This is a genomic window from Granulicella arctica (genome assembly GCF_025685605.1).
GTDB classification, from domain to species: Bacteria; Acidobacteriota; Terriglobia; order Terriglobales; family Acidobacteriaceae; genus Edaphobacter; species Edaphobacter arcticus.
The window spans coordinates 2000073-2019736 of record NZ_JAGTUT010000001.1; the positions used below are offsets into that span (position 1 = coordinate 2000073).

General features: G+C 58.6%; 16 protein-coding genes. 8 read left to right on the top strand and 8 right to left on the bottom strand.

Annotated features, from left to right (window positions below; all coding sequences use genetic code 11):
* Positions 1–23: 23 nt before the first annotated feature.
* The gene (locus tag OHL20_RS08230) at positions 24–872 is read right to left on the bottom strand and encodes a class I SAM-dependent methyltransferase (protein WP_263382712.1); all 849 of its coding nucleotides are present in this window, start codon (positions 870–872) and stop codon (positions 24–26) included.
* 142 nt (positions 873–1014) lie between these two features.
* Here OHL20_RS08230 and OHL20_RS08235 point away from each other — a divergent pair, with 142 nt between their 5' ends.
* Positions 1015–2070: a vWA domain-containing protein gene (locus OHL20_RS08235; RefSeq protein ID WP_263382713.1), complete on the top strand. Its 1056-nt coding sequence runs from the start codon at positions 1015–1017 to the stop codon at positions 2068–2070.
* The gene (locus OHL20_RS08240; protein ID WP_263382714.1) at positions 2067–3149 is read left to right on the top strand and encodes a vWA domain-containing protein; all 1083 of its coding nucleotides are present in this window, start codon (positions 2067–2069) and stop codon (positions 3147–3149) included. Before OHL20_RS08235 ends, OHL20_RS08240 begins: the two co-directional genes overlap by 4 nt.
* Positions 3150–3156: 7 nt before the next feature.
* Here the strand turns inward: OHL20_RS08240 and accD are convergent, their stop codons facing one another.
* Together accD and OHL20_RS08250 are read right to left on the bottom strand one after the other, a co-directional pair.
* Entirely contained in the window at positions 3157–4008 is an 852-nt protein-coding gene (gene accD, locus OHL20_RS08245) for an acetyl-CoA carboxylase, carboxyltransferase subunit beta (protein WP_263382715.1), read from the bottom strand.
* Positions 4009–4203: 195 nt separating this feature from the next.
* On the bottom strand, positions 4204–5883 hold the full coding sequence (locus OHL20_RS08250; RefSeq protein WP_263382716.1) for an alpha-N-arabinofuranosidase: 1680 nt from the start codon (positions 5881–5883) through the stop codon (positions 4204–4206).
* A gap of 285 nt (positions 5884–6168) precedes the next feature.
* On the opposite strand from OHL20_RS08250, the gene OHL20_RS08255 reads away from it, so the two are divergent.
* The 4 genes from OHL20_RS08255 (at position 6169) to OHL20_RS08270 (ending at position 10768) form a co-directional block, all read left to right on the top strand.
* Positions 6169–7449: a GDSL-type esterase/lipase family protein gene (locus tag OHL20_RS08255; RefSeq protein ID WP_263382717.1), complete on the top strand. Its 1281-nt coding sequence runs from the start codon at positions 6169–6171 to the stop codon at positions 7447–7449.
* A gap of 70 nt (positions 7450–7519) precedes the next feature.
* Complete coding sequence (locus OHL20_RS08260; RefSeq protein WP_263382718.1) at positions 7520–8932, top strand: SGNH/GDSL hydrolase family protein; 1413 nt, start codon at positions 7520–7522, stop codon at positions 8930–8932.
* Positions 8933–9029: 97 nt separating this feature from the next.
* On the top strand, positions 9030–9410 hold the full coding sequence (locus OHL20_RS08265; protein ID WP_263382719.1) for a BlaI/MecI/CopY family transcriptional regulator: 381 nt from the start codon (positions 9030–9032) through the stop codon (positions 9408–9410).
* Positions 9407–10768 (top strand): M56 family metallopeptidase, encoded by a 1362-nt coding sequence (locus tag OHL20_RS08270; RefSeq protein WP_263382720.1) that lies wholly within the window; start codon positions 9407–9409, stop codon positions 10766–10768. Before OHL20_RS08265 ends, OHL20_RS08270 begins: the two co-directional genes overlap by 4 nt.
* 80 nt (positions 10769–10848) lie before the next feature.
* On the opposite strand, the gene OHL20_RS08275 is transcribed toward OHL20_RS08270, so the two are convergent.
* The gene (locus tag OHL20_RS08275; RefSeq protein WP_263382721.1) at positions 10849–11304 is read right to left on the bottom strand and encodes a 23S rRNA (pseudouridine(1915)-N(3))-methyltransferase RlmH; all 456 of its coding nucleotides are present in this window, start codon (positions 11302–11304) and stop codon (positions 10849–10851) included.
* Between the two features lie 247 nt (positions 11305–11551).
* Between OHL20_RS08275 and OHL20_RS08280 the strand changes: the two genes are divergently transcribed.
* The gene (locus tag OHL20_RS08280; protein WP_263382722.1) at positions 11552–14872 is read left to right on the top strand and encodes a TonB-dependent receptor; all 3321 of its coding nucleotides are present in this window, start codon (positions 11552–11554) and stop codon (positions 14870–14872) included.
* 110 nt (positions 14873–14982) lie between these two features.
* Here OHL20_RS08280 and rsfS read toward each other — a convergent pair whose 3' ends face one another.
* From rsfS to nadD, 3 genes are all read right to left on the bottom strand, one after another.
* Positions 14983–15570: a ribosome silencing factor gene (gene rsfS, locus OHL20_RS08285; RefSeq protein WP_263382723.1), complete on the bottom strand. Its 588-nt coding sequence runs from the start codon at positions 15568–15570 to the stop codon at positions 14983–14985.
* Positions 15571–15845: 275 nt separating this feature from the next.
* Positions 15846–16520 carry a carotenoid biosynthesis protein gene (locus OHL20_RS08290; RefSeq protein WP_263382724.1) on the bottom strand — a complete coding sequence of 225 codons (675 nt, stop codon included), beginning with the start codon at positions 16518–16520 and terminating at the stop codon, positions 15846–15848.
* A gap of 21 nt (positions 16521–16541) precedes the next feature.
* The gene (gene nadD / locus OHL20_RS08295; RefSeq protein ID WP_263382725.1) at positions 16542–17132 is read right to left on the bottom strand and encodes a nicotinate (nicotinamide) nucleotide adenylyltransferase; all 591 of its coding nucleotides are present in this window, start codon (positions 17130–17132) and stop codon (positions 16542–16544) included.
* Between the two features lie 184 nt (positions 17133–17316).
* Here nadD and OHL20_RS08300 point away from each other — a divergent pair, with 184 nt between their 5' ends.
* A complete protein-coding gene (locus OHL20_RS08300) occupies positions 17317–18495 on the top strand; it encodes a type III secretion system effector protein (RefSeq protein ID WP_263382726.1) in 1179 nt (392 codons plus the stop codon).
* 2 nt (positions 18496–18497) lie between these two features.
* On the opposite strand, the gene obgE is transcribed toward OHL20_RS08300, so the two are convergent.
* Positions 18498–19595: a GTPase ObgE gene (gene obgE / locus OHL20_RS08305; protein WP_263382727.1), complete on the bottom strand. Its 1098-nt coding sequence runs from the start codon at positions 19593–19595 to the stop codon at positions 18498–18500.
* Between the last annotated feature and the right edge of the window lie 69 nt (positions 19596–19664).

The following is a 19664-nucleotide window of genomic DNA, read 5'->3' on the forward strand; positions in this document are numbered from 1 at the left end:
ATGCGAAGCTTTGTATGCGCCACTCATAGCCAGGCGGAGAGGAGGCGGCCGGCGGTCCCGACGAGGCGGAGTTTGTCGGGGCGGGTATCGAAGTAGAGGGCATTGATTTCGGGAGCGCCGAGGTCTTCCAGGTCATAGAAGGCGGCTAGTTCAGCGGCGGCTTCGCGGGGCGTGAAGAAGAGCTGGAAGGGCTCACCGGCGAGGATGACGCGGGCGGCGAGAGAGTCGTGCGCGAGCTGCTCCAGGAAGGGGAGAGCAGAGCGGGGCTGGCTGTAGTCGAAGATGAGGCCTGAGTTGGCAGGCTGGGCGGCGATAAAGGCTATGGTGGCGCGGAAGGCTTCACGGGTGAGATACGGGACGACGCCGAGCATCGCAAAGACTGTCGGGAGCGCTGGATTGTGGCCTGCTATTTGTAACTGCTGAGGTAGCGTATCGACCTCGAAGTCTACCGGGACGTAGGTGAGCGCGGCAGGATGGGGCAGCGTTGTAGTGGCGAGGAGGTCGCGCTTCCACTGCTGGGTCGCGGGATGATCGACCTCGAAGACGTGCAGGTTGGGGTGGGGGCTGCGATGGGCGAAGGTGTCGAGGCCTGCGCCGAGGAGGACATACTGCTGGACGTTGTTCTCGACTACTGCGCGGGCGAGCTGGTCTTCGGCGTAGCGGCTGCGGGCGACGAGATGCGCTCGCATGCCGAGGGAGAACGGCTTGTTGAGCTTGGTGGCTGATTTGTGAAGCTCGGAGAGGTATTCGGGGCCGAGGATCGGGATGGCGATGGGGTCGTCGAGGACGAGGGGCTTGGCGTCGTAGCGCTGATGCGCGGCGCGGCGGAGGGCTACGCGGAGAGCCGTGCGTGAGGGGATGGCGGCTTGCACTCTTCGAGTTTAGTGGCAGCGGTGGAAAAGGCTCTGCAGCGATTCGAGCGGCTGACGCTGATTCGCATGGGTGGTGCTGAACAACGAGCAGGAGCGAAAGGGGACGTTCGCGATTAGGATGGATGCGACTGCTTGAGGTTCGATGGGGTTGCAGATGGGGTTCCGTGTCTCGATTGTGCGGGCGATGCTACGGTGCGGCGCTTGCGTTCTGCTGGCGGGTGCGGCGTTCGCGCAGGACGAGCCGACGATGACGCTCCATGCGTATGCGGACCTGGTCCAGATGCCGGTGCTGGTGCTTGATTCCCAGCGGGGACGGCTGCCGACGGTCGATATGACGCGGTTTCGGATGACGCTGAACTCGGGGCCGCCGTTTCGGCCGACCCATGTGCGGCTTGAGGGAGACGATCCGATCGAGATGGCCATCCTGATCGATAGCGATCAGCGGCGTAATCGGCTGCTGTTGGAGATGGCACGAGGTGTCGCCTCGATGGTGACGGAGTCGCTTGGACCGCAGGATAAGGTCGTGGTGTACGTGCTGGATTGTGGGGGGATTCGCCACTCGATTCACCTTCCGGTTGAGCGAAAGCAGATCGAAGAGGCGATCAAGATGCTGCTGGTTCACCAGCCTCTTGCGGCCGATGCGAGGCAGGATGCGAAGGCCTGCAAGGCTCCTCCTCATCTGTGGAGCGCGATGGCGTACACGGTGCGGGAGCTTTCGACATCGCCGGGGCGGCGGGTGCTGCTCGCGGTGAGCGACGGGCAGGATGGGGGTAGCTCGGTCCCGTGGCAGGCGCTGAAGGATCTTGCGACGCGGGGTAGTGTTGCTGTCTTCAGCCTCGCGACGAATGAGCAGCAGCCGTTACGCTTTCTGGAAACGGACGACCATATGGCGATGGTTTGCGAGTTCAGCGGGGGGCTGCGCCTTTGGAGCACGGATTACGATCTTCAGCGCAAGTTGCGGGAGTTCGTGCGGATGCTTCGGGAGCGATACATCCTCGACTTTCCTCGACCGAAACGTAGTCCGGCGGGGACGGTCGGGGTACAGGTGACGCTGGGCGAGTCTCAGGTGTTTATTCGCGCATCCGGAGTTTCATTTCCGCTTGCGGATGACAAACTGCTGGCCGATCCGACGACTGTTCCCTCGGACCCGACGCGCGCGCCTGAGGTTGGGTCGCGGCGGGTGTTGAAGTCGCAATGATGGTCCTTGCGACGTTGTGCCGGGGCTGCATCGTATTTGCCCTGCTCCTCCTGATGGAGGTTGGTCTGGGCTTTGGGCAGAGTGAAGTGGCGAGCGGCACAACGAATGATGGCTTGATGACGCTACATGCGTATGTGGATCTCGTGCAGATTCCGGTGCTGGTGCTTACACCGCAGCGGAAGCCGATGCGGTCATTCGATCCTCGCAAGATTGTGGTCAGCCTGAACTCTGGCCGGCCGTTTGCGCCATCTCATGTGCGCCTGGAGGGAGACGATCCACTTACGGTGGCCATCCTGGTCGACACACATGAAGGGGATAACGAGCTGTTGCCGGGCCTTGCGGATGCGATTGATTCGCTGGTGCCGACGTCTTTGCGGCCACAGGATACGGTTGCAGTCTACGGAATTAACTGTGGACTGGTGCGGTATGCGAGGAGTCGAAGCGCCGAGGGAGATTGGCTCAGGCATGCAGTGGAGGATGCTGCGGCGCACAAAGGGGAAAAACCCATCCGTGCGATTGAGGCGCCACGGAGTCCGGGCGATTGTGAGCATTACGCGCATCTCTGGAACTCCATGGCGTATCTCGTGAAGGAGCTTTCGACGCTGCCTGGTCGGCGCGTCATCCTGGCTGTCAGCAAGGGAGGCGATGGCGGAAGCCCGATGGAATGGCCGGACCTGAGGATCTATGCGACGAGCCAGGGCGTAACCATCTTTGGGCTCGCTCCCTCAGACGGCAACCGCAACTTAGTGAAGGAGGCGCGTGAAACTCTTGCGGCTGTGAGCGAACTTAGCGGTGGGCTGACGATGCGGAGTTCGGCCAGCGAGCTTCCGGAGGTGCTCAAGGGGTTCGTGGGCATGCTTCGCGGTCGATACATTATCGATTTCCCGCGTCCGGTAAGCAGTGAGCCCGGAAGGATCGACATCCTGGTTTCATTGGCGAAGCAATCAGCATTCGTGCGCTCTTCGGGGATCTCATTTCCGATCGCTGATCCGAAGCTGCGAACTGACCCGAACACGGTACCCTCTGACCCGACGCGCGCGCCTGAGATTGGGTCGCGGCGGGTGCTGAAGGCGCAGTAGAAGAGGCTTAGGGGGTTGGCTGGTCGGTCATCCAGGTGAGGCTCTGGGCAAGATAGGACTTCATATCTTTGCGAAGGACGATGGCGTCGAGAAAGCCGTGGGCGAGGAGGAATTCGCTGCGCTGGAAGCCCTCGGGGAGCTTCTGGCGGATCGTCTGCTCGATGACGCGGGGGCCTGCAAAGCCGATCAGGGCACCGGGTTCGGCGATGTTGAGGTCACCCAGCATGGCGAAGCTGGCGGTGACGCCGCCGGTGGTGGGGTCGGTCATGACGGAGATGTAGGGAACCTTTGCATCGTCGAGTCGAGCCAGTCCGGAGGAGATCTTGGCGAGCTGCATGAGCGACGCGATGCCCTCCATCATGCGGGCTCCACCGGAGGCGGCGACGATGATGAGCGGGTGGCGCGTGGCGAGCGAGCGGTCGATGGCGCGGGCGATGGTTTCGCCCACGACGGCACCCATGCTGCCGCCGATGAAGGCGTACTCCATCACGCTGAGGACTACGGGATGAGGACCGAGGAGGCCGGTGGCATTGATGATGGCGTCGTTGAGGCCGGTCTTCTTTCGGGCTTCTTCGAGGCGGCGCTTGTAGGGTTTGAGGTCTGTGAACTTGAGGGGGTCGGTGGAGAGAAGTCCGAGATCGACGAGTTCGTAGCCGGGCTCGAGGAGATTATCGATGCGGCTGCGGGCGTCGAAGCGGAAGTGGTAGCCGCACTTGGGACAGACCTGGAGGTTGGCGGTGAGGTCAGCCTTGAAGATGGGCTGTCCGCAGGCTCCGCATTTCGTCCAGAGGCCTTCGGTGCGGACGGTCTTCTCGGCGTCATTGATGATCGCGTGATCTTCGCGCTTGAACCAGGTCATGCTTGGTGTGCCCTTCCCGACGTACTGGACCATTGTAATCGGGCGGAGGGCGGGAGGGGGCAACGCGTGCCATGGAAGGTAAAAAGTGGCTTGCTGTCATCCGCATGCAGCAAGCCACTGAGGCTAGATCGAATATTTCCCTAACTTCGCCTCACCTGGTTAACGACGGATACCTTCAGGTGGATTCGGCAGGGATTATGCGAGGGTGAGTTGAAGAGTGGTGACGCTGGCCGCGGGGAAGGTGTGCACGAGGCGGCCCTGCGTCGGGGCTCCAGTGGTGGCGGGGACGGGGTGAACGGCGTTGGGATGGTCGAAGACGTTATGGTCGTGGATGTTGGCGGAGACCAGAACGGTTGCCTTGACGTTGGCAATAGTCATGCCGCCGAGATTGATTTCGGTGGTCATGGGGCGGTCGAGGTGAGGATTGACGACGGAAAGGGTGACGGTTTTACCGTTCATCGAAGCGGAGCCGCTAAGACCGGCGAGGCGGGTGATGGGGGCGGTAGAGCCTACGGTGCTGTTACCGCCTACGGGCGAGAGGGTGGCGAGAGTATTGGTGATGGAGGGCGCGGCGAACTCGACCCGGAGAGCCTTCGCTCCGCGATGCGGCATATACATCTGGAAGACGTGGAAGGTGGGGGTGACGGTGAACTTGTCCTCGCGGGCGAGCATGAGGGAGTGGATGCAGTTGATGGACTGGGCGACGTTGGCCATGGCCATCTTGTCGGCATGGCGCTGGAAGATATCGAGCGTGATGCCGGTGAGGAGAGCGTCGCGCATGGTGGATTGCTGCGAGAGATTGTAGTTGGGGCCGATCTCGGTGGACTTGCCGTACCAGGCGCCCCACTCATCTACGACGAGCTTGACCTTGTGGCGGGTGTCGACCTCGCCGAGAGCCTCCCAGTGGTGGTTGATGACGTTCTCCATATAGCTGCCGCGGGTGAGGAGATCGTAGTGGGTGGCATCGTCGAACTGGAGGGCGTCGCCGTGGGCAAAGTGGATGGCGTCGCCGGAGGTGTAGTAGTGGACGGAGAGGCCGTAGGGGAGGTGGTCGGCGGTGATGGACTTCATGACGCCGCGGGTCCAGGCGATGTCGTCGCCGTTGGGGCCGCAGGCGATGAGCTTCAGTTCGGGGCGGGCGCTGGGCTCGGCTCCGGCGGCGGGCTGGTCGCCCTGGCGGGGGTACCAGGTGGTGAAGCGCCGCCAGGCTTCGCCATACTCCTCGGGGGTCTGGTTGCCACCGCAGCCCCAGCTTTCGTTGCCGACGCCCCAGAACTGGACGTTGTACGGCTCCTTGTCCCCGTTCGCAGCGCGCTCGTTCGCGAGAGCGTTGCCGATTCCGGGAGCGGAGTTGCAGTACTCGATCCACTGATAAAAGTCTTTTGCGGGCAGGGCGCGGAGGTCGCCGGCGAGATAGGGCGCACAGCCGATGGCGCGGCAGGTCTCCATAAATTCGTGGGTGCCGTAGCGGTTGGTGTCTTCCTGATCCCAGAAGGCGGCGCGCTGCGGGCGCTTTGAGGCGGGTCCGATGCCGTCGCGCCAGTCGTAGGATTCGGCAAAGCAGCCGCCGGGCCATCGAAGGACGGGGGCCTGGACGGCCTTCATGGCGTCGATGAAGGCTTTGCGGATGCCGTTGACGTTGGCGATCTTCGACTTCTCGCCTACCCAGACACCGTCGTAGATCACGCCGCCGAGCTGCTCAATGAAGTGAGAGTAGATCTCGGGAGCGATGGTGGCGATGGGTTCGGAGGGAAGGATCTCGATGTGGGCGTCGACCTGGGTGGCGGTCTGCGAGAGTAAGCGTTTTCCTGAAAGCGCCAGCGAGGTGGCGGTCAGCGTAGAGGTCTGGAGGAAGCGGCGGCGCGTGGTGCTCATGGGGAGGGATCTCCGAGGGGCAGAACCAGAGTATAGATTGTGGTTGTTGTTGGGAATGGCAGAGCGCGTTTCCGACAAGGCAGATGCGTTCTTCAGACTGTGAAAGGTCGGTAACAATCTTATTCTGCGTCGTTTAAAAACAATCCATTTACTTTGGAGATGCGTCAGAATAGCTATATGCAGCCCTATTCTTGTGTTTTCGGAGCCTGTCGAGGGCTTCTTGTCTGTCTGGTTTTGTGTGTCCTGGCTGGTTGCGGCGGAAACGTTGGTACCAGCTCTCAATTAGTGACCGCCACATCGGTGCCGACGAGCCCGAAGTGGGTGGGTGCCTGGGGAGTGGCTCCGACCAATTTGACGGACACGGGTGGCTCCGAACAGACCTACCGTTTTCTGATCTATCCAACAGTCGGCGGAACCAAGGAGAGGCTGAAGTTTTCAAATTTCTATGGAACTGCGCCCGTGACTATTGGAGCCGGTCGGCTTTCCATTGGCAAAGACGGTTCACCATCGATTGACGCCGCGAACGATGTAAAGCTGACCTTCAATGGAGGTTCCACGAGCGTAACGATTCAGCCGGGTCAGACGGTTGTCTCCGATACGGTCAATCTCACGTACAGCTATGGGCAGACGCTGGCAGTCTCGATGTATCTACGTGGAACGTTTCCATCGTTAAGCCGGCACAATGCCCTGTTTAATCAGAACTATCAAAATGCTTCAAGCGCTGGAGACGCAACCACCGACGTTACGGGAGCGGCATTTACGGAGAGCCAGGCGGACTGGCTGTTGCTGAGCGGCATGGATGTCTACGGTCCGTACCAGGGAACAGTGGTCCTGTTCGGGAGCTCGACGACGGATGGCTTCCACTCAAACTACGGTCACACCCAGTCCTACCCGGCGCAGAACGCGCCTGTGGTCGGACAGCACACCAGTCGCATTTCGGATTGGCTCGCCAAGGCACTGAACGCCAATGGCTACCAGATCGGCGTATTGAACGAGGGAATACCCGGCAACATGATTACGGACCCAAGCAGCACGAATACCAATCCTCTACCCTCCGGGGTCCGGCGCTTCAGCCGCGATGTGGTTGCGCAGTCCAACGTAATTGCTGTCGTCAGCTACTTTGGGGCGATCGATCTGCGGTCCTCGGACTGCACATCGGCCAACGCGATCGAAGCAGCTACTCAGAACCTGATTACGGCTGCAGGGGCGGCGAAGCTGCCACTATTCCTGGCAACGCTTCCCCCTTCCGCCTTCTGCACCAATCCGGCACAGCCTTACTATGGGCTGATACCAACCCCTGCCGATCCGTACGCCGGTGGCGAGACAGGTTCCGTCAACGGATCAGAGCAGCAGCGGATTGCCTTCAACCAGTGGATTCGCTCGACAGGCGCGGGGCTTGCTGGTGTGGCGGGGATCGCGGATATCGATAAGGCGCTCGCCGATCCGGCAAGACAGGATTTCATGCTACCCCTCTATAACTCTGGCGATAACTACCATCCGAATGGTGCCGGATATCAAGCGGCTGCGGGCGCAATTCCAACCCATTTGTTTATTCCACTCCCATAACGGAAAAACTGTCACGACGAAATCGTGAACTGACCCGCAACTTTCGACGGAACTTGCCGTCAATAGGTGAATGCCCACCCTCGCCGTTGATTCGTCCTGCCTGAAGCGTTCGTACTGCCTTACGATTCTGATCGGGTTTGCACTGCTGACTGGATGTACGAGCTACAGCAACTCTGTTGTCGTGCCGGTAACCACGGTGAAGGCTACACCGAAGTGGGTGGTCTCATGGGGGGCATCTCCTGAGAACAACCTGTCTTCAACGACGAACCAGGGAGGCTCGGAACAAAGTTATCGATGGCTCTTTTCGCCAACTGTTGCCGGCACCCAGGAGAGGGTTCACTTTTCGAACTTCTTTGGGACAACTCCCCTTACGATCGGTGCGGCGCGACTGGCGGTCAGCACAAACGATACAGCGGCAATTGATACAGCGCACGACTCAGCCCTGACCTTCGCGGGAGCGGCAAGCGTCACAATCCCGCCCGGCGGAGCGGTCGTCTCCGATCCCGTAAATGTGACGTATCTCTTCGGACAGAAGCTCGCAGTCTCCATGTACCTGACCGGAACCTATGGCCCGTTGACGCACCACAATGCTGAGTTTCAAACGAGCTATGTCTCTCCGTCCAACTCCGGAAATGTGACGGGTGATGCCTCGGGCGCGGCTTTCACGCAGACTACCGCAGAGTGGTTCCTCCTCAGCGAGGTGGATGTTTACGGTCCTTATCAAGGAACGGTTGTTCTGTTTGGCAGTTCTTCGATCGATGGGCATGCGTCGAACTACGGCAACGCGAATTCTTATCCGGTGCTGAACGCCCCAGTTGCGGGTCAAGATAGTGACCGGCCTTCAGATTGGCTGGCTCGTCAGCTAGTGTCGGCGGGGTACAACATGGGCGTCTCGAACGCTGGCGTATCCGCAGATCCGGCAGGTCCAAATAGCGGAGCTACGCCGGCCAAAGGTGTCGCGGATGGTATTGACCGTGAAGCGCGCGATGTCTTCTCCCAACCTGGAATTACGACAATGATCACCTACATTGGTGCTGTCGATATTAAGTCGTCCGACTGCAAGTCGGCTCCTGAGGTCGAAGCTTCGCTGATGCAGATCATCAGCGCGGCCGCGGCGCAAAATATTCGAGTCATTGTCGGAACATTGCCACCATCGACCTTCTGTCAGAACTCCGCAGCGGCGAACTTCGGACCCTCCCCTTCGACGGCTGCACCCTATGCGGGCGGAGCGACGCCGGGACCAATCAATCCGGGCGAGACACAACGCATGCTTGTGAATACGTGGATTCGTTCGACAGCGGTAAATCTACCAGGAGTGGTGGGGATTGCGGACTTTGCAAAGGTTCTGACAGACCCGGCGAATCCCAGCTTCCTCATTCCGAACATCAACTCGGGCGATAATAATCATCCTAATGGCCCTGGGTATAGCGTGCAGTCCTCGGCGATTCCGCTGAACCTGGTTCTGCCTCCCGCTACGAACTAAGAGTCCGGGACTCACTCGAATGAGAGAGCTCCTAAGAACTTAGTTGACAGATTTCTGAAGACTGGCGTAGTGTCCTAATCAGTTAGGAGACACGCTCATGGGTGATCAGGAAAAAGAGACGCTGACGAAGCTGGAGCTGCAGATTATGCAGGTGATCTGGCGGATGGGAACAAGCAGTGTCAGTGCGGTGCAGGAGGGGCTTGAGCAGCAGCTTGCCTACACAACTGTTCAGACAATGTTGAACATTCTGGCGCGTAAGGGCAAGTTGACGCGCTCGCTACGGGGGCGGGCGTTTGAGTACAGCGCAACCGTCACTGAGGCGAAGGCGTTGAGCCACGCGGTGCGCGACCTGGTGGACCGGATGTTCGGTGGGTCGAACGAAGAGCTCGTTATGAGCCTGATCAAGAGCAAGCAGATCGACGCGAAGCTGATTGCGAAGTTGAGCAAGCGGATGGACGAGGAAGGCGGCGGCGAATGACTCCCCTCTGGAACTGGGTGCTTGGCTATTTATTGAACTCGATCTGGGAGGTGCCCCTGCTGTTTGCTGCTGGCGCGTTGGCGGCGTGGCTGATCCGTCGACTGGCTCCGCAGCCCAGGGTGGAGCACCGGGTATGGGTCGGCGCGATGTTGCTCGAGGTGATTCTGCCGGCCTGTAATCTGCGCATTGGGCAGCTGACCCGTCAGCTCGGCTCGATCGTGTGGCGTCATCGGGCGGCAGGGGACGGAGTCGGAGCGTTTACCGCCTCCGGGACTGACGCGACCTTGAGGCATGTTTTGCTCAGGGTGCCAGCGCCGGTGATCGCGATCTTCCTGGGGGCCTATATCTGTAGCCTCGCTTACTTTGCGGGCCGCATGGCGTGGGGTCTGTGGCAGACGAGCCTGATGCAGCAGAGAGCCGAGCCAATCGAACTGTTGCGAGACTCGGAGCAGGCACTGGACCGATGCCGCGACCGATTCGGAGTGGCGGACGCGGTGATCAGGACGTCTTCCATAATCTCGGGACCGGTGACGGTCGGGATTCTCCGGAGAGTCTTGCTGGTGCCCCCCGCGTTTCTCGACCAGGTGGCTGGGGGCGACCTTGAGGCTGTCGTCGCGCATGAGTTTGCTCATATGCGGCGGCGCGACTTCGCGAAGAACGTGGCGTACGGGGTGCTGACGCTGCCTGCCTCGTACCATCCCATGCTGTGGTGGACACGGTCGCGGGTTGCCGAGAGCCGGGAGATGGTGTGCGACGCCCTGGCCGCAGAGGCTGTTGCAGGAAGGGAGCGGTATGCACGGTCGCTGCTGCGGCTGGCGGCGATGCTTGCGGATCGAACGCCAGCCAGAACACTTCACGCCATCGGAATCTTCGATGCCAACATATTCGAGAGGAGAATCATGAATCTGACTCAAAGGCGTGTGGAGATAAAGGGTGTACGACGGCTTGTGATGGCCGCCGTGTGTGTCACGGTTGGACTGGCTACCTGTGCATCCGCGCTGGCGCTCCGGGAGAATGTTGGTGTTCCCGTGGTCGCGAGCGGAGGCGGGAAAGCTGCTGCTGCCGACGAACCAAGACGCGTATCGGGTGGTGTGATGGCGGGGAATGTTCTGAGCCGCGTTACGCCGGTCTACCCCCAGGATGCAAAGGACGCCAAGATCTCTGGTGCAGTGGTTCTGCAGGCAATCATCAGCAAAGAGGGCGTGGTGGAGCATCTTGAGGTGGTCTCAGGACCGGAGAAGCTGCGGGCCTCTGCGCTTGATGCCGTACGACAGTGGACGTATAAGCCATACCTCCTGAACGGCAATCCTACCGATGTGGAGACGACAATTACGGTTAATTATTCCTTTAGTAAGTAGAGCGGCCTACGATCCCTTGCAGACTTATCAGGCTTACCCTGCAAGGGACACCGTCCCAAGCTCGAATGCCGAATTCGCGGCTAATGACCGGAGTGGTAGGGGTGTCCGGCGAGGATGGTGAGGGCGCGGTAGAGCTGCTCTGCCGCGATCACACGAGCGAGCTGGTGCGGGAGCGTGATGCGGCCGAACGAGAGCAGCAGGCTTGCGCGCGTACGGGCTTCGCTCGACCAGCCATCTGCAGGGCCGACAGCGAGGATGACGCGCTGAGTCCCGGAGTCGCGGAAGCTGCCAAGACGAGTGGCGAACTCCTCAGAAGAGAGCTGCTGGCCCCGGCTATCAAGCAGGATGACGGTAGCTGCGGTTCGGCCAGGCTGCTTGTCCAGCGAATCGAGAAATGCGGCTTCAGTGTCGTAGACGACGGACTCTGTCGGCAGGTAGCGACCGCATCGTTCCTGATAGTCCGTCAGCAGGCGGTCGGTTGGTTCCGTCTTCGTGCGTGAGCGACGCGGGAGAATGGCAGTCAGCGAAATCTTCATCTAGCTTGAATTGTCATAGAAAATACGTTAAATTTTATTCCAATTTTCATATAAATGGCGGTTTGCCTACTCAACAGGTCTGAATTTTCGCCTGATTTCACCTTTCCCAAATTGGCACGCTACGTGCATATACCTAGGTAATGCCCTTATCCCTCTCTTCGTTTTAGTGGAGAGACACCTGCCACCTAGTTTGCCTCCCTTGAGGGAGGTTTGTCTCATTCAGTTTTTGTCCAGGAGTAGGTTGCTTATGCGCTTCAGAGGTTTAGTTGCTGCTTTTGTCACTTCCACTGTGTTTGCCAGCATCGCAGCCTCGCAGACCAGTAAGGGTATTCTCGTTGGTGTTGCCAGAGACTCGTCTGGAGCGGTCATCCCCAATGCAAACGTAACGATTACGGGGGATGCTGACAAGGCAATCCGCAGCATCTCCACGAAGCCAGACGGCAGCTACCGTTTTGAAGCTCTCGATCCTGAGAGCTACACGGTTACAGTTCAGCAGGCCGGGTTCCAGGGCTTTTCAGCCAAGAAGGTCATTGTTCAGCCCTCCCTGGTTACAACTTACGACATCAAGCTTTCTGTCGGCTCTGCGAATGACACGGTAAACATCACGGCCGACTCGCAAGCAATTAATACGGAAAACGGCCAGTTGACCGGCATCATCAACACGACCGACATCACGAAGCTGCCGATCTTTTCGCTAAGCCCCTACGAGTTGACGACGACCGTTCCGGGAGTGCAGATTGTTGACCAGAGCGGTTTCAGCAACGGCATCAACATCCAGGTAAACGGCGCACGTCCTCGCGCAAACAACTTCCTACTTGATGGGCAAGAGATCAACGACGTATCCATCGGTGGCCAGGCTTTCCAGCCTTCTATTCCTGATATGTACGAGTCGGTTGCCGTCCTCACGAATTCGGCTTCGGCCGAATTTGGCCGCGCGGGTGGTGGTGTCGTCAACCTGGTGACCAAGTCCGGAACGAACCAATTTCATGGCGAAGCATACGAGCGCTACACAGGTTCAGGCCTGAATGCACTCGGCGGCCAGGAGCGTGGAACCGGCGCCGTGAAGGCCCGCTTCGACAATCATGTCTATGGCTTTACCGCTGGTGGACCAGTCATCAAGGACAAGCTGTTTGCTTTCGGTGGCCTAGAATTGTCACGCTTCTATGGCAGCGAGACGCCGTCCGTTCTTGAATTGCCTGATGCAAATGGCTATGCGCAGCTCCAGAAGATTGGCGGCCCGCAGGTCGCCCTGCTGGACTCTTACCTTAGCAATGGAAACTACCTCGCTTCTTACGTCAACGTGCAGGGCCGTACTCTTGTGAACACCAACGTAGGGCCACAGAATGGCTGCCCTACGACTGGCTGCATCATCACAGAGAATTTCTTTCAGCGGCCTAGTCAAGCGACCAGCAACCCCGACACCCAGTGGACCTACCGGATCGACTATAAGCCATGGGATAAGGATAGTTTCTCCTTCCGCTACCTCCACGATCGGAGCTCGTTGAGCCCTGACTTCGGCAACAATGGTTCTGCTCTTGTGGGTTTCGACACGCTCCAAGGTGGCCCTGGCGAACTCGGTGAAGGAACTTGGACACACATCTTCACGCCGAACTTTCTGAATGAGTTTCGTGTTTCTGAAACAAGGATCAACTTTCAGTTCGGTCCAACAGCAGAGACCTCTGCCAATCCTCTTTTCGCTCTTCAGTCAATCAGCATTCCCGGAATCATCAATGCTGCGGGGACCTCAGACCTCGGACCGAATCAGAACTTTCCACAAGGCCGCGGTGAGGACCTCTATCAGCTCCAAGATACCGTGGGAATCACGAAAGGCATTCAATCCTTTCGCATCGGTTTCGACATCGGTCGCCAACTTGAGAAGGACCTCGTCTCACAGAATGCAAAAGGAACGCTCAGTTTTGTCAAAGGTGGAACCAACGCAGCTGGAGTAAGTTACGTTACTGCTCTCGGCAACTTCCTCCAGAACCAGCTTGGACCTTCAGGCACGGCGACGAAGACATTCGGCAACACTCGGGTCGATCCACACGGGTGGCGCTCGGGTGTGTTCGCACAGGACGATATCAAGCTGACCTCGGACCTGACCGTCAATCTTGGTGTTCGGTTTGACTATCTGACCAATCCTGAGAACTCGCTTCAGTTCCCTGGCCTTGACCCAGCGAATCCGCTCGGCATCATTACCCTCGTATCGGGTGCGCCTACAGCACAGGTCTTCAAGATCAAGAACGATACGAATAACATCTCGCCTCGCTTCGGATTTGCATACTCACCGCACAACGGCAGCTTCATCGGAGATGGTAAGTCGGTTATTCGTGGCGGCTTCGGTATCTTCTATGACAGTGACTTCAGCAACTTTGTGATCAACGCGGCACAAAGCTCGCCGAACGCAGTCGCAGGGACCCTGGTCCAGACGACTGGAGCAGGTCTTGCAAATGCAACCTCACTCGTCCCGACAATTGCTCCGCAGTTGAAACTGAACTCCTCCGTCACAAGCGTCGTCAACAACATGGTCAACCCGGTGACCTACCAATACAACCTGGGCATTGAGCGTCAACTGCCAGGCAATCTGTTCTTAGCCGTTCGGTATGTCGGTACGTCCGCACACAAGCTATTTGCGAACCAGCAGTACAACTACTTCTCCGGTGCAACCGGTGCACGCTTGAATCCTGCATACGGAGCAGTTGTTGCTCGCGGCAACTTTGCGGACTCCAACTACAACAGTCTTGAGGTTGAGGGTTCTCACCTCTTCTCACATGGTTTCCAGATTCGCGGAACCTACACCTACTCGAAGACGCTTGATGATGGCTCGGAGATCTTCACGACCTTCAGCTCGCCGACTTCGTACACAGCAAACCTGGCACCCGGTGGCCGCGGTCAGGACTATGGAAATTCAGCGTATGACCATCGTCATTATGCTGTCATTTCGTATGTCTGGTCTCCTGCCGGTCTGCATGCAGAGAATGCGATCACTAACGCTGCGCTTGGCGCACTCACGCGGCATTGGACCCTGTCCGGCATTGAGCGCTTTCAGTCTGGACCGTACAGCACCTTCGCTGTCAACGGCCTTGACATCAATGGCGACGGCAGCACAGCGAATGATCGTCCTATCAACGGTAATCTCGCTGCACCGGCACAGTCGGCTGGCATCGATGGCCATTTCATCGGCGGAACCAACGGTGTGTATTACGATCTGGCGGCCAACAATTCGACTGGAGCGCTAACGCCAGTCTCCACATCGGCTGTTCGCTGGCTCGTTCCGTACGGTCCTGGCAATCAGTACCTGCGCCAGGAGATTGGCCGCAACAGCTACTCTAACCCTGGTCTGCAGTTCCATGATCTGGCGCTCGAGAAGGGCATTGGCCTCTCGTACCTGCACTTGGAGCGTGGTCAGTTGATCCTGCGTGGCGAAGTTCAGAACATCGGCAACCACAACAACATCGGACCTCTGGATACGAACGTGCTTGATATCGGGACAGGTAACTACTTCAACCGATTGAACGCACAGGAAGATGCAGGCCGCACGATGGTTCTCTGGGCTAAGGTCGCTTTCTAACAAAAGCTAGAAAAAAGAAAAGGCCAGATACCTTCATAGGTATCTGGCCTTTTCCTGTTTGTAGTTGGTAAATCAGGAAGCCTGATCGACAACGGCAAGCGCGGTGACAACTATTTTTTTGAGATCTTCTTCGCTGCCTTCGTAGGATTTTTCTTGGCTGAAGACTTTACAGGTGCTTTCACAGCCATCTTCTTAGCCGCCGCTTTCTTTGACTTTGGCGCGACAGGAGTGGCTGCGGTGGGTACAGTCGTTTTCTTAGCTGGTGCATCAGCTGAAATTGTCTTAGCTGCTGAAGACTTACTGCGGGTGGCGGCTATGGCTGATTTGATCTCGGCGTTCAGGTCGTCGATGCTGAGGGTGGTTGCGGTTTTGCGGAGGCGTTCGAGGCCGTAGAAGGCGCGCTTCTCGGCGGAGAAGACGTGGACGATGAAGTCGACGTAGTCCATAAGGATCCATTCGCCGTTGCGTCGGCCTTCGACGGAGTTCGGGTAGGTGCCAAAGTCGCGCTTGAGACGGATCTCGATCTCGTCGGTGATGGCGACGTTCTGGCGCTCGTTGGTGCCGTTGCAGATGAGGAAGTAGTCGGTAAGACCGCTCTCTGTGGGGTCGAGTGCGAGAATGCGAATGTCTTCGGCCTTCTTGTCTTCGCAGGCTGCGGCTGCAGCGGCGAGGAGCTGGTTGCTTTCAATGGACGGCATGATGCTCCTTCAACCTTTTATGGTAGCGGGTTGCGGGCGCCGAAGCTACTTTTTCATACGCTTCAATTGGGCAGAGCGGCTTTATCGCCGCAATTGAGCGAGCCTGTACCAGGCGATAAGTGGAAAGGGCAGCATGCAGAAGAGCGAGACCAGGAGACAGGCTTCGAGGATTGAAGCGGTGGGCCACGAGATTCCTGACGGATCTGTCATAGCGATCGGCAGCGCCGCAGAGCCATGCGCGGGAATAGCAAGCAGCAGATTCCCAAGAGCGCACACTATGTAGAAGAGAATCGCCAGTCGATCCCATGTTGCAGGTACTTCTGCTGGTGTTGGTTGACGCTGCAGGTAGAGGGTGAAGCAGAGATACACGGTGAACACGGTAAGGAACCAGCCGAAGTAATTGCTGATCGGCACACCAACCACGCTCCGCCATCGCGCCAGATCCAGGCTCGATTGATGGTCGCCCAGACGGGGTCCATCGCCAGGTCCCACGCGACCATCATGACACTGGCAAGCAGTGGAGGAAGAAGGATTCCGGCGATACTGGAAGGCTTATGACGGCTCCTCAACATACGTTGAGCTTCAGTCCACGAGATGTAGCCGATGCCCAGGTAGGCGAGGGCAAGCAGGATAGGAAGCTCGAAGAGCTTTGGACCCATCACCTTTGTAAAGGCGTAATGCCCGAAGGGAAAGCCTGTGCGGAGGCTGAGCGTCTCGAAGAAACTTGCAATACCAAGGCAGAGGACGGTAAAGGTAAGCATCCCCCTGGGTCCATAACGTTCGATGCCATGAATCAGAGCGAATGCTGCAGGTGGGATAACGTGCAGAACCACAACAAGGAGTAACGGCACCCATGCCGTGTAGAGCTGCAGGATGCGGGAGCCGGAGTATAGCAAGAGGAGGCTGCCGAGAAGGTAGGTTGTGCGCCGGCTTGTGGGAGTTGACAGCATGGCAGATGAGAGACGGCTGACTCAGCGATAAAGATGATGAGCGGCGATATAGCTGGAGACACTGGTGGGGATGAGGTCGAGGCACGGGTCGCCCAGCTTCAGCCGGGGGCGGAGATGGGTTGCGGCGACATCCTCGTGGACTGAGTCGAGGGGATGAATGCGGGCGCGCTGACTGAGACTCAAGCTGGCGGAGTCGAGTGTGAAGCCGGGGCGGCTGACGATGATCCACTCTACCAGCGCCATAAGACGTTCTGCCTCATGCCACCTTGGTAGACCAAGGAAGCTATCAATACCGACCAGATTGAAGAGCTTTGCCTCCGGCATCTGCGCGCCGAGTGCGGTAAGCACGTCGATCGAGTAGTTTGGCTTGCCGTCGATGCGAGGCGCATCCAGGGCGCAGGGGCTGAAGCGGGCGTCCGCAGTACAAGCGAGCGTGACCATGGCGAGACGATCTTCGAAGGAGGCCGTCGCACCTGACGGCTTGAGGGGCTGCCGACCTGTGGGAGCAAAGAGAACTGTATCCAGGGAAAAATGATTCGCGGCGGCGGTGGCAACTGCCAGATGGCCGCGATGGACCGGGTCGAAGCTGCCACCGAAGAAGGCTACGCGCATGAGATATTGTAGGGCGATCAGCGCGCCGACTCTGCCACATCTGGCTTTCTTAAGAGATCTCAAGTAAATGGGCAAGCAGTTCGGCTAGGCCGTGGCACAATGTCTGGGATCAAAGAATGACCACAGTGACAGCCGTATTCCTGTGCAAGTCTCCTGAGCTCCAATATCTTGCCAAGGAATTTCTATGACACCGCAGCAGCAGTTGAATGCGTTTCTTACCCATTGCAGTACCCTTCGCCAAGGGTATTTCTACAACTTCAAGAAGAAGACGAGCTCGATGCGGCACTTTGTTACGGCGCTGGAGCAGCAGATCGCGCAGAACAACGTCAAGGGTTTCCAGCAGGAAAAGTACGACGGCGCTCTGGCGACGTTGAAGCTGCAGAGCCCGAAAGATCATCTGAAGTACCTGGACTCGATCTTTTCGCTGACCATAGTTTGGGGAACGCAGAAGAACTATGTGGCCCTGGCGTCTGCTCCGTTGCCGGTCTCGACGTTGTTCTGGAACCAGGTGACGGGTGCGCTCGCGACGACGGCGCTCCCCATCTCCATCTCGTCGCGGTATCCGGGATATCACGAGGCGGTGGCGACTCACCTGACTGCGCTGGCAGGGACGACTCCCGGGGGGCTGATGCTTGCGGCATTGGCCGCTCATCCGACGTACACGACGAGCATCGTGGACCATCCGTTGAGCAATCAGTGCGGCTCGAACGGATCGCCGCATGGCATGAACCCCGTTGCACGCGAGCTGTATTCGGATATCGTAAGCTCTCTGGGCGCCGAGACGAAGGCGGCCCTGTTGCGGGCGCCCCTGATGGTAGGCATGACGCGAGCTGCATGGTTGGCGGACAAGATTAATAAGACGCCGAAGTATCATTTGAAGGGTGTTCCGCCCATAGCAGCGAGCAATATGGGCGTAACAGAAGGTATGGTGCAGGCGTGGGTGGGTGGCCAGTCGATCTGGACTGACTTCGGGAACGACCCTGATCTTGAGCAGATCAAGAATGCCATCATCGTGGCGCTCTATCCGTATTCGGGGACAGGCAATGGATGCAGCTCCATGGTGAACTACAGCCTGGGGTCGGCGAACCCGCTGAACGTAGAGCGGCCACCAGCGATCGGCCTGGCGCATGAGCTGGTGCATGCATACTTCAACATGAAAGGTAAGCAGCCGGGGTATGAAGTAGAGAATTCAACGACCGTGCTCTTTGAGTATCGCTGCGTCGGGCTGGGGCCGTGGCACGGCAAATCGATCTGCGAGAATGCGATCCGGACGGACTGGAACTCTGCACTGGCTGGCTTCGATGGAGACGATACGCGTAACCTTGTGAATGTGGCGACGCGAGACTTCTATTCAAAAGCCTGACCTTAACCGCGGCCTCGTGAGGAGGGTGCGGGCGGCGGATAGTGCGGCTTGAGCTTCGTGGCGGCTACCGGTTCTGGCTCCAGATTGATGGGTCGGTGGAGCGCTACCAGATCGGCGATAGCGTACTTAAGCGGCTCGATCCCCTCACCGGTGACGGCCGAGATCGTGTAGAGCGGAATCTTGCGGCGCTTCGCCATGGCTGTCAGCTTCTTCAGCTTGGCCGGGTCGGCAACATCGGCCTTGGCGGCTACGAGAACCGTCGGCTTCTTAGCGAGGGCGGGATCGAAGCTCTTTAGCTCTTCGGTGATGACCTTGAAGTCTTCTACCGGATCGAGACGGCCTGAGCCGTCCGATACGTCGACCAGATGAACGACGACGCTGGTGCGCTCAATATGCTTGAGAAACTGAATGCCAAGTCCGTGGCCGAGGTGAGCGCCTTCGATGAGGCCCGGAAGGTCGGCTACCGTAAAGGAGTTCACATGGGGCCAATCTCCCACAGAGACGACGCCGAGGTTCGGCTCGAGCGTGGTGAAGGCGTAGTTAGCGACCTTTGGGCGAGCGGCGGAGATGCGCGAGATCAGGGTCGACTTACCGACGTTTGGATAGCCAACCAGGCCGGCATCCGCGAGAAGACGGAGTTCGAGACGATAGTTGCGCTCTTCGCCGGAGCGGCCGAGTTCGTGCTCGCGTGGCGCCTGGTGGGTGCTGGTGGCGAAGTGCTGATTGCCGCGTCCGCCGCGTCCGCCGCGGGCGATGACGATGGTCTCGTCGACGCGGGCGAAGTCGTGGATCAGTTCGCCGGTATTGTCGTCGTAGAGGAGAGTGCCGACAGGAACCTTGAGGGTGGCAGGCTCGCCAGCAGCGCCGGACATGTTCGAGCCGAGGCCGTGGCCGCCGCGCTCTGACTTGTGCTCGGGATTGAAGCGAAAGTGGACGAGGGTGTTGTGGCTTAGCGAGGACGACATGAGGATGTCGCCACCGTGGCCACCATCGCCGCCCGAGGGTCCGCCACGCGGAACGAACTTCTCACGGCGAAATGCCATGCAGCCATTACCACCGTCGCCAGCTTTGATACGAATTCGTGCTTCATCGATAAACATTGCAATATCCAGTGTACCGGAAACCCGCTAGACTAAAGGCATACCAACTATGCAGAAGGCGTGTAAACG

Coding starts and splice junctions, on each gene's coding strand:
- OHL20_RS08280 (WP_263382722.1), top strand. CDS start 11,552: ATGCGCTTCAGAGGTTTAGTTGCTGCTTTTGTCACTTCCACTGTGTTT.
- OHL20_RS08240 (WP_263382714.1), top strand. CDS start 2,067: ATGATGGTCCTTGCGACGTTGTGCCGGGGCTGCATCGTATTTGCCCTG.
- rsfS (WP_263382723.1), bottom strand. CDS start 15,570: ATGCCGTCCATTGAAAGCAACCAGCTCCTCGCCGCTGCAGCCGCAGCC.
- OHL20_RS08235 (WP_263382713.1), top strand. CDS start 1,015: ATGGGGTTGCAGATGGGGTTCCGTGTCTCGATTGTGCGGGCGATGCTA.
- nadD (WP_263382725.1), bottom strand. CDS start 17,132: ATGCGCGTAGCCTTCTTCGGTGGCAGCTTCGACCCGGTCCATCGCGGC.
- OHL20_RS08290 (WP_263382724.1), bottom strand. CDS start 16,520: ATGCTGTCAACTCCCACAAGCCGGCGCACAACCTACCTTCTCGGCAGC.
- accD (WP_263382715.1), bottom strand. CDS start 4,008: ATGACCTGGTTCAAGCGCGAAGATCACGCGATCATCAATGACGCCGAG.
- obgE (WP_263382727.1), bottom strand. CDS start 19,595: ATGTTTATCGATGAAGCACGAATTCGTATCAAAGCTGGCGACGGTGGT.
- OHL20_RS08260 (WP_263382718.1), top strand. CDS start 7,520: ATGCCCACCCTCGCCGTTGATTCGTCCTGCCTGAAGCGTTCGTACTGC.
- OHL20_RS08265 (WP_263382719.1), top strand. CDS start 9,030: ATGGGTGATCAGGAAAAAGAGACGCTGACGAAGCTGGAGCTGCAGATT.
- OHL20_RS08270 (WP_263382720.1), top strand. CDS start 9,407: ATGACTCCCCTCTGGAACTGGGTGCTTGGCTATTTATTGAACTCGATC.
- OHL20_RS08275 (WP_263382721.1), bottom strand. CDS start 11,304: ATGAAGATTTCGCTGACTGCCATTCTCCCGCGTCGCTCACGCACGAAG.
- OHL20_RS08250 (WP_263382716.1), bottom strand. CDS start 5,883: ATGAGCACCACGCGCCGCCGCTTCCTCCAGACCTCTACGCTGACCGCC.
- OHL20_RS08300 (WP_263382726.1), top strand. CDS start 17,317: ATGACACCGCAGCAGCAGTTGAATGCGTTTCTTACCCATTGCAGTACC.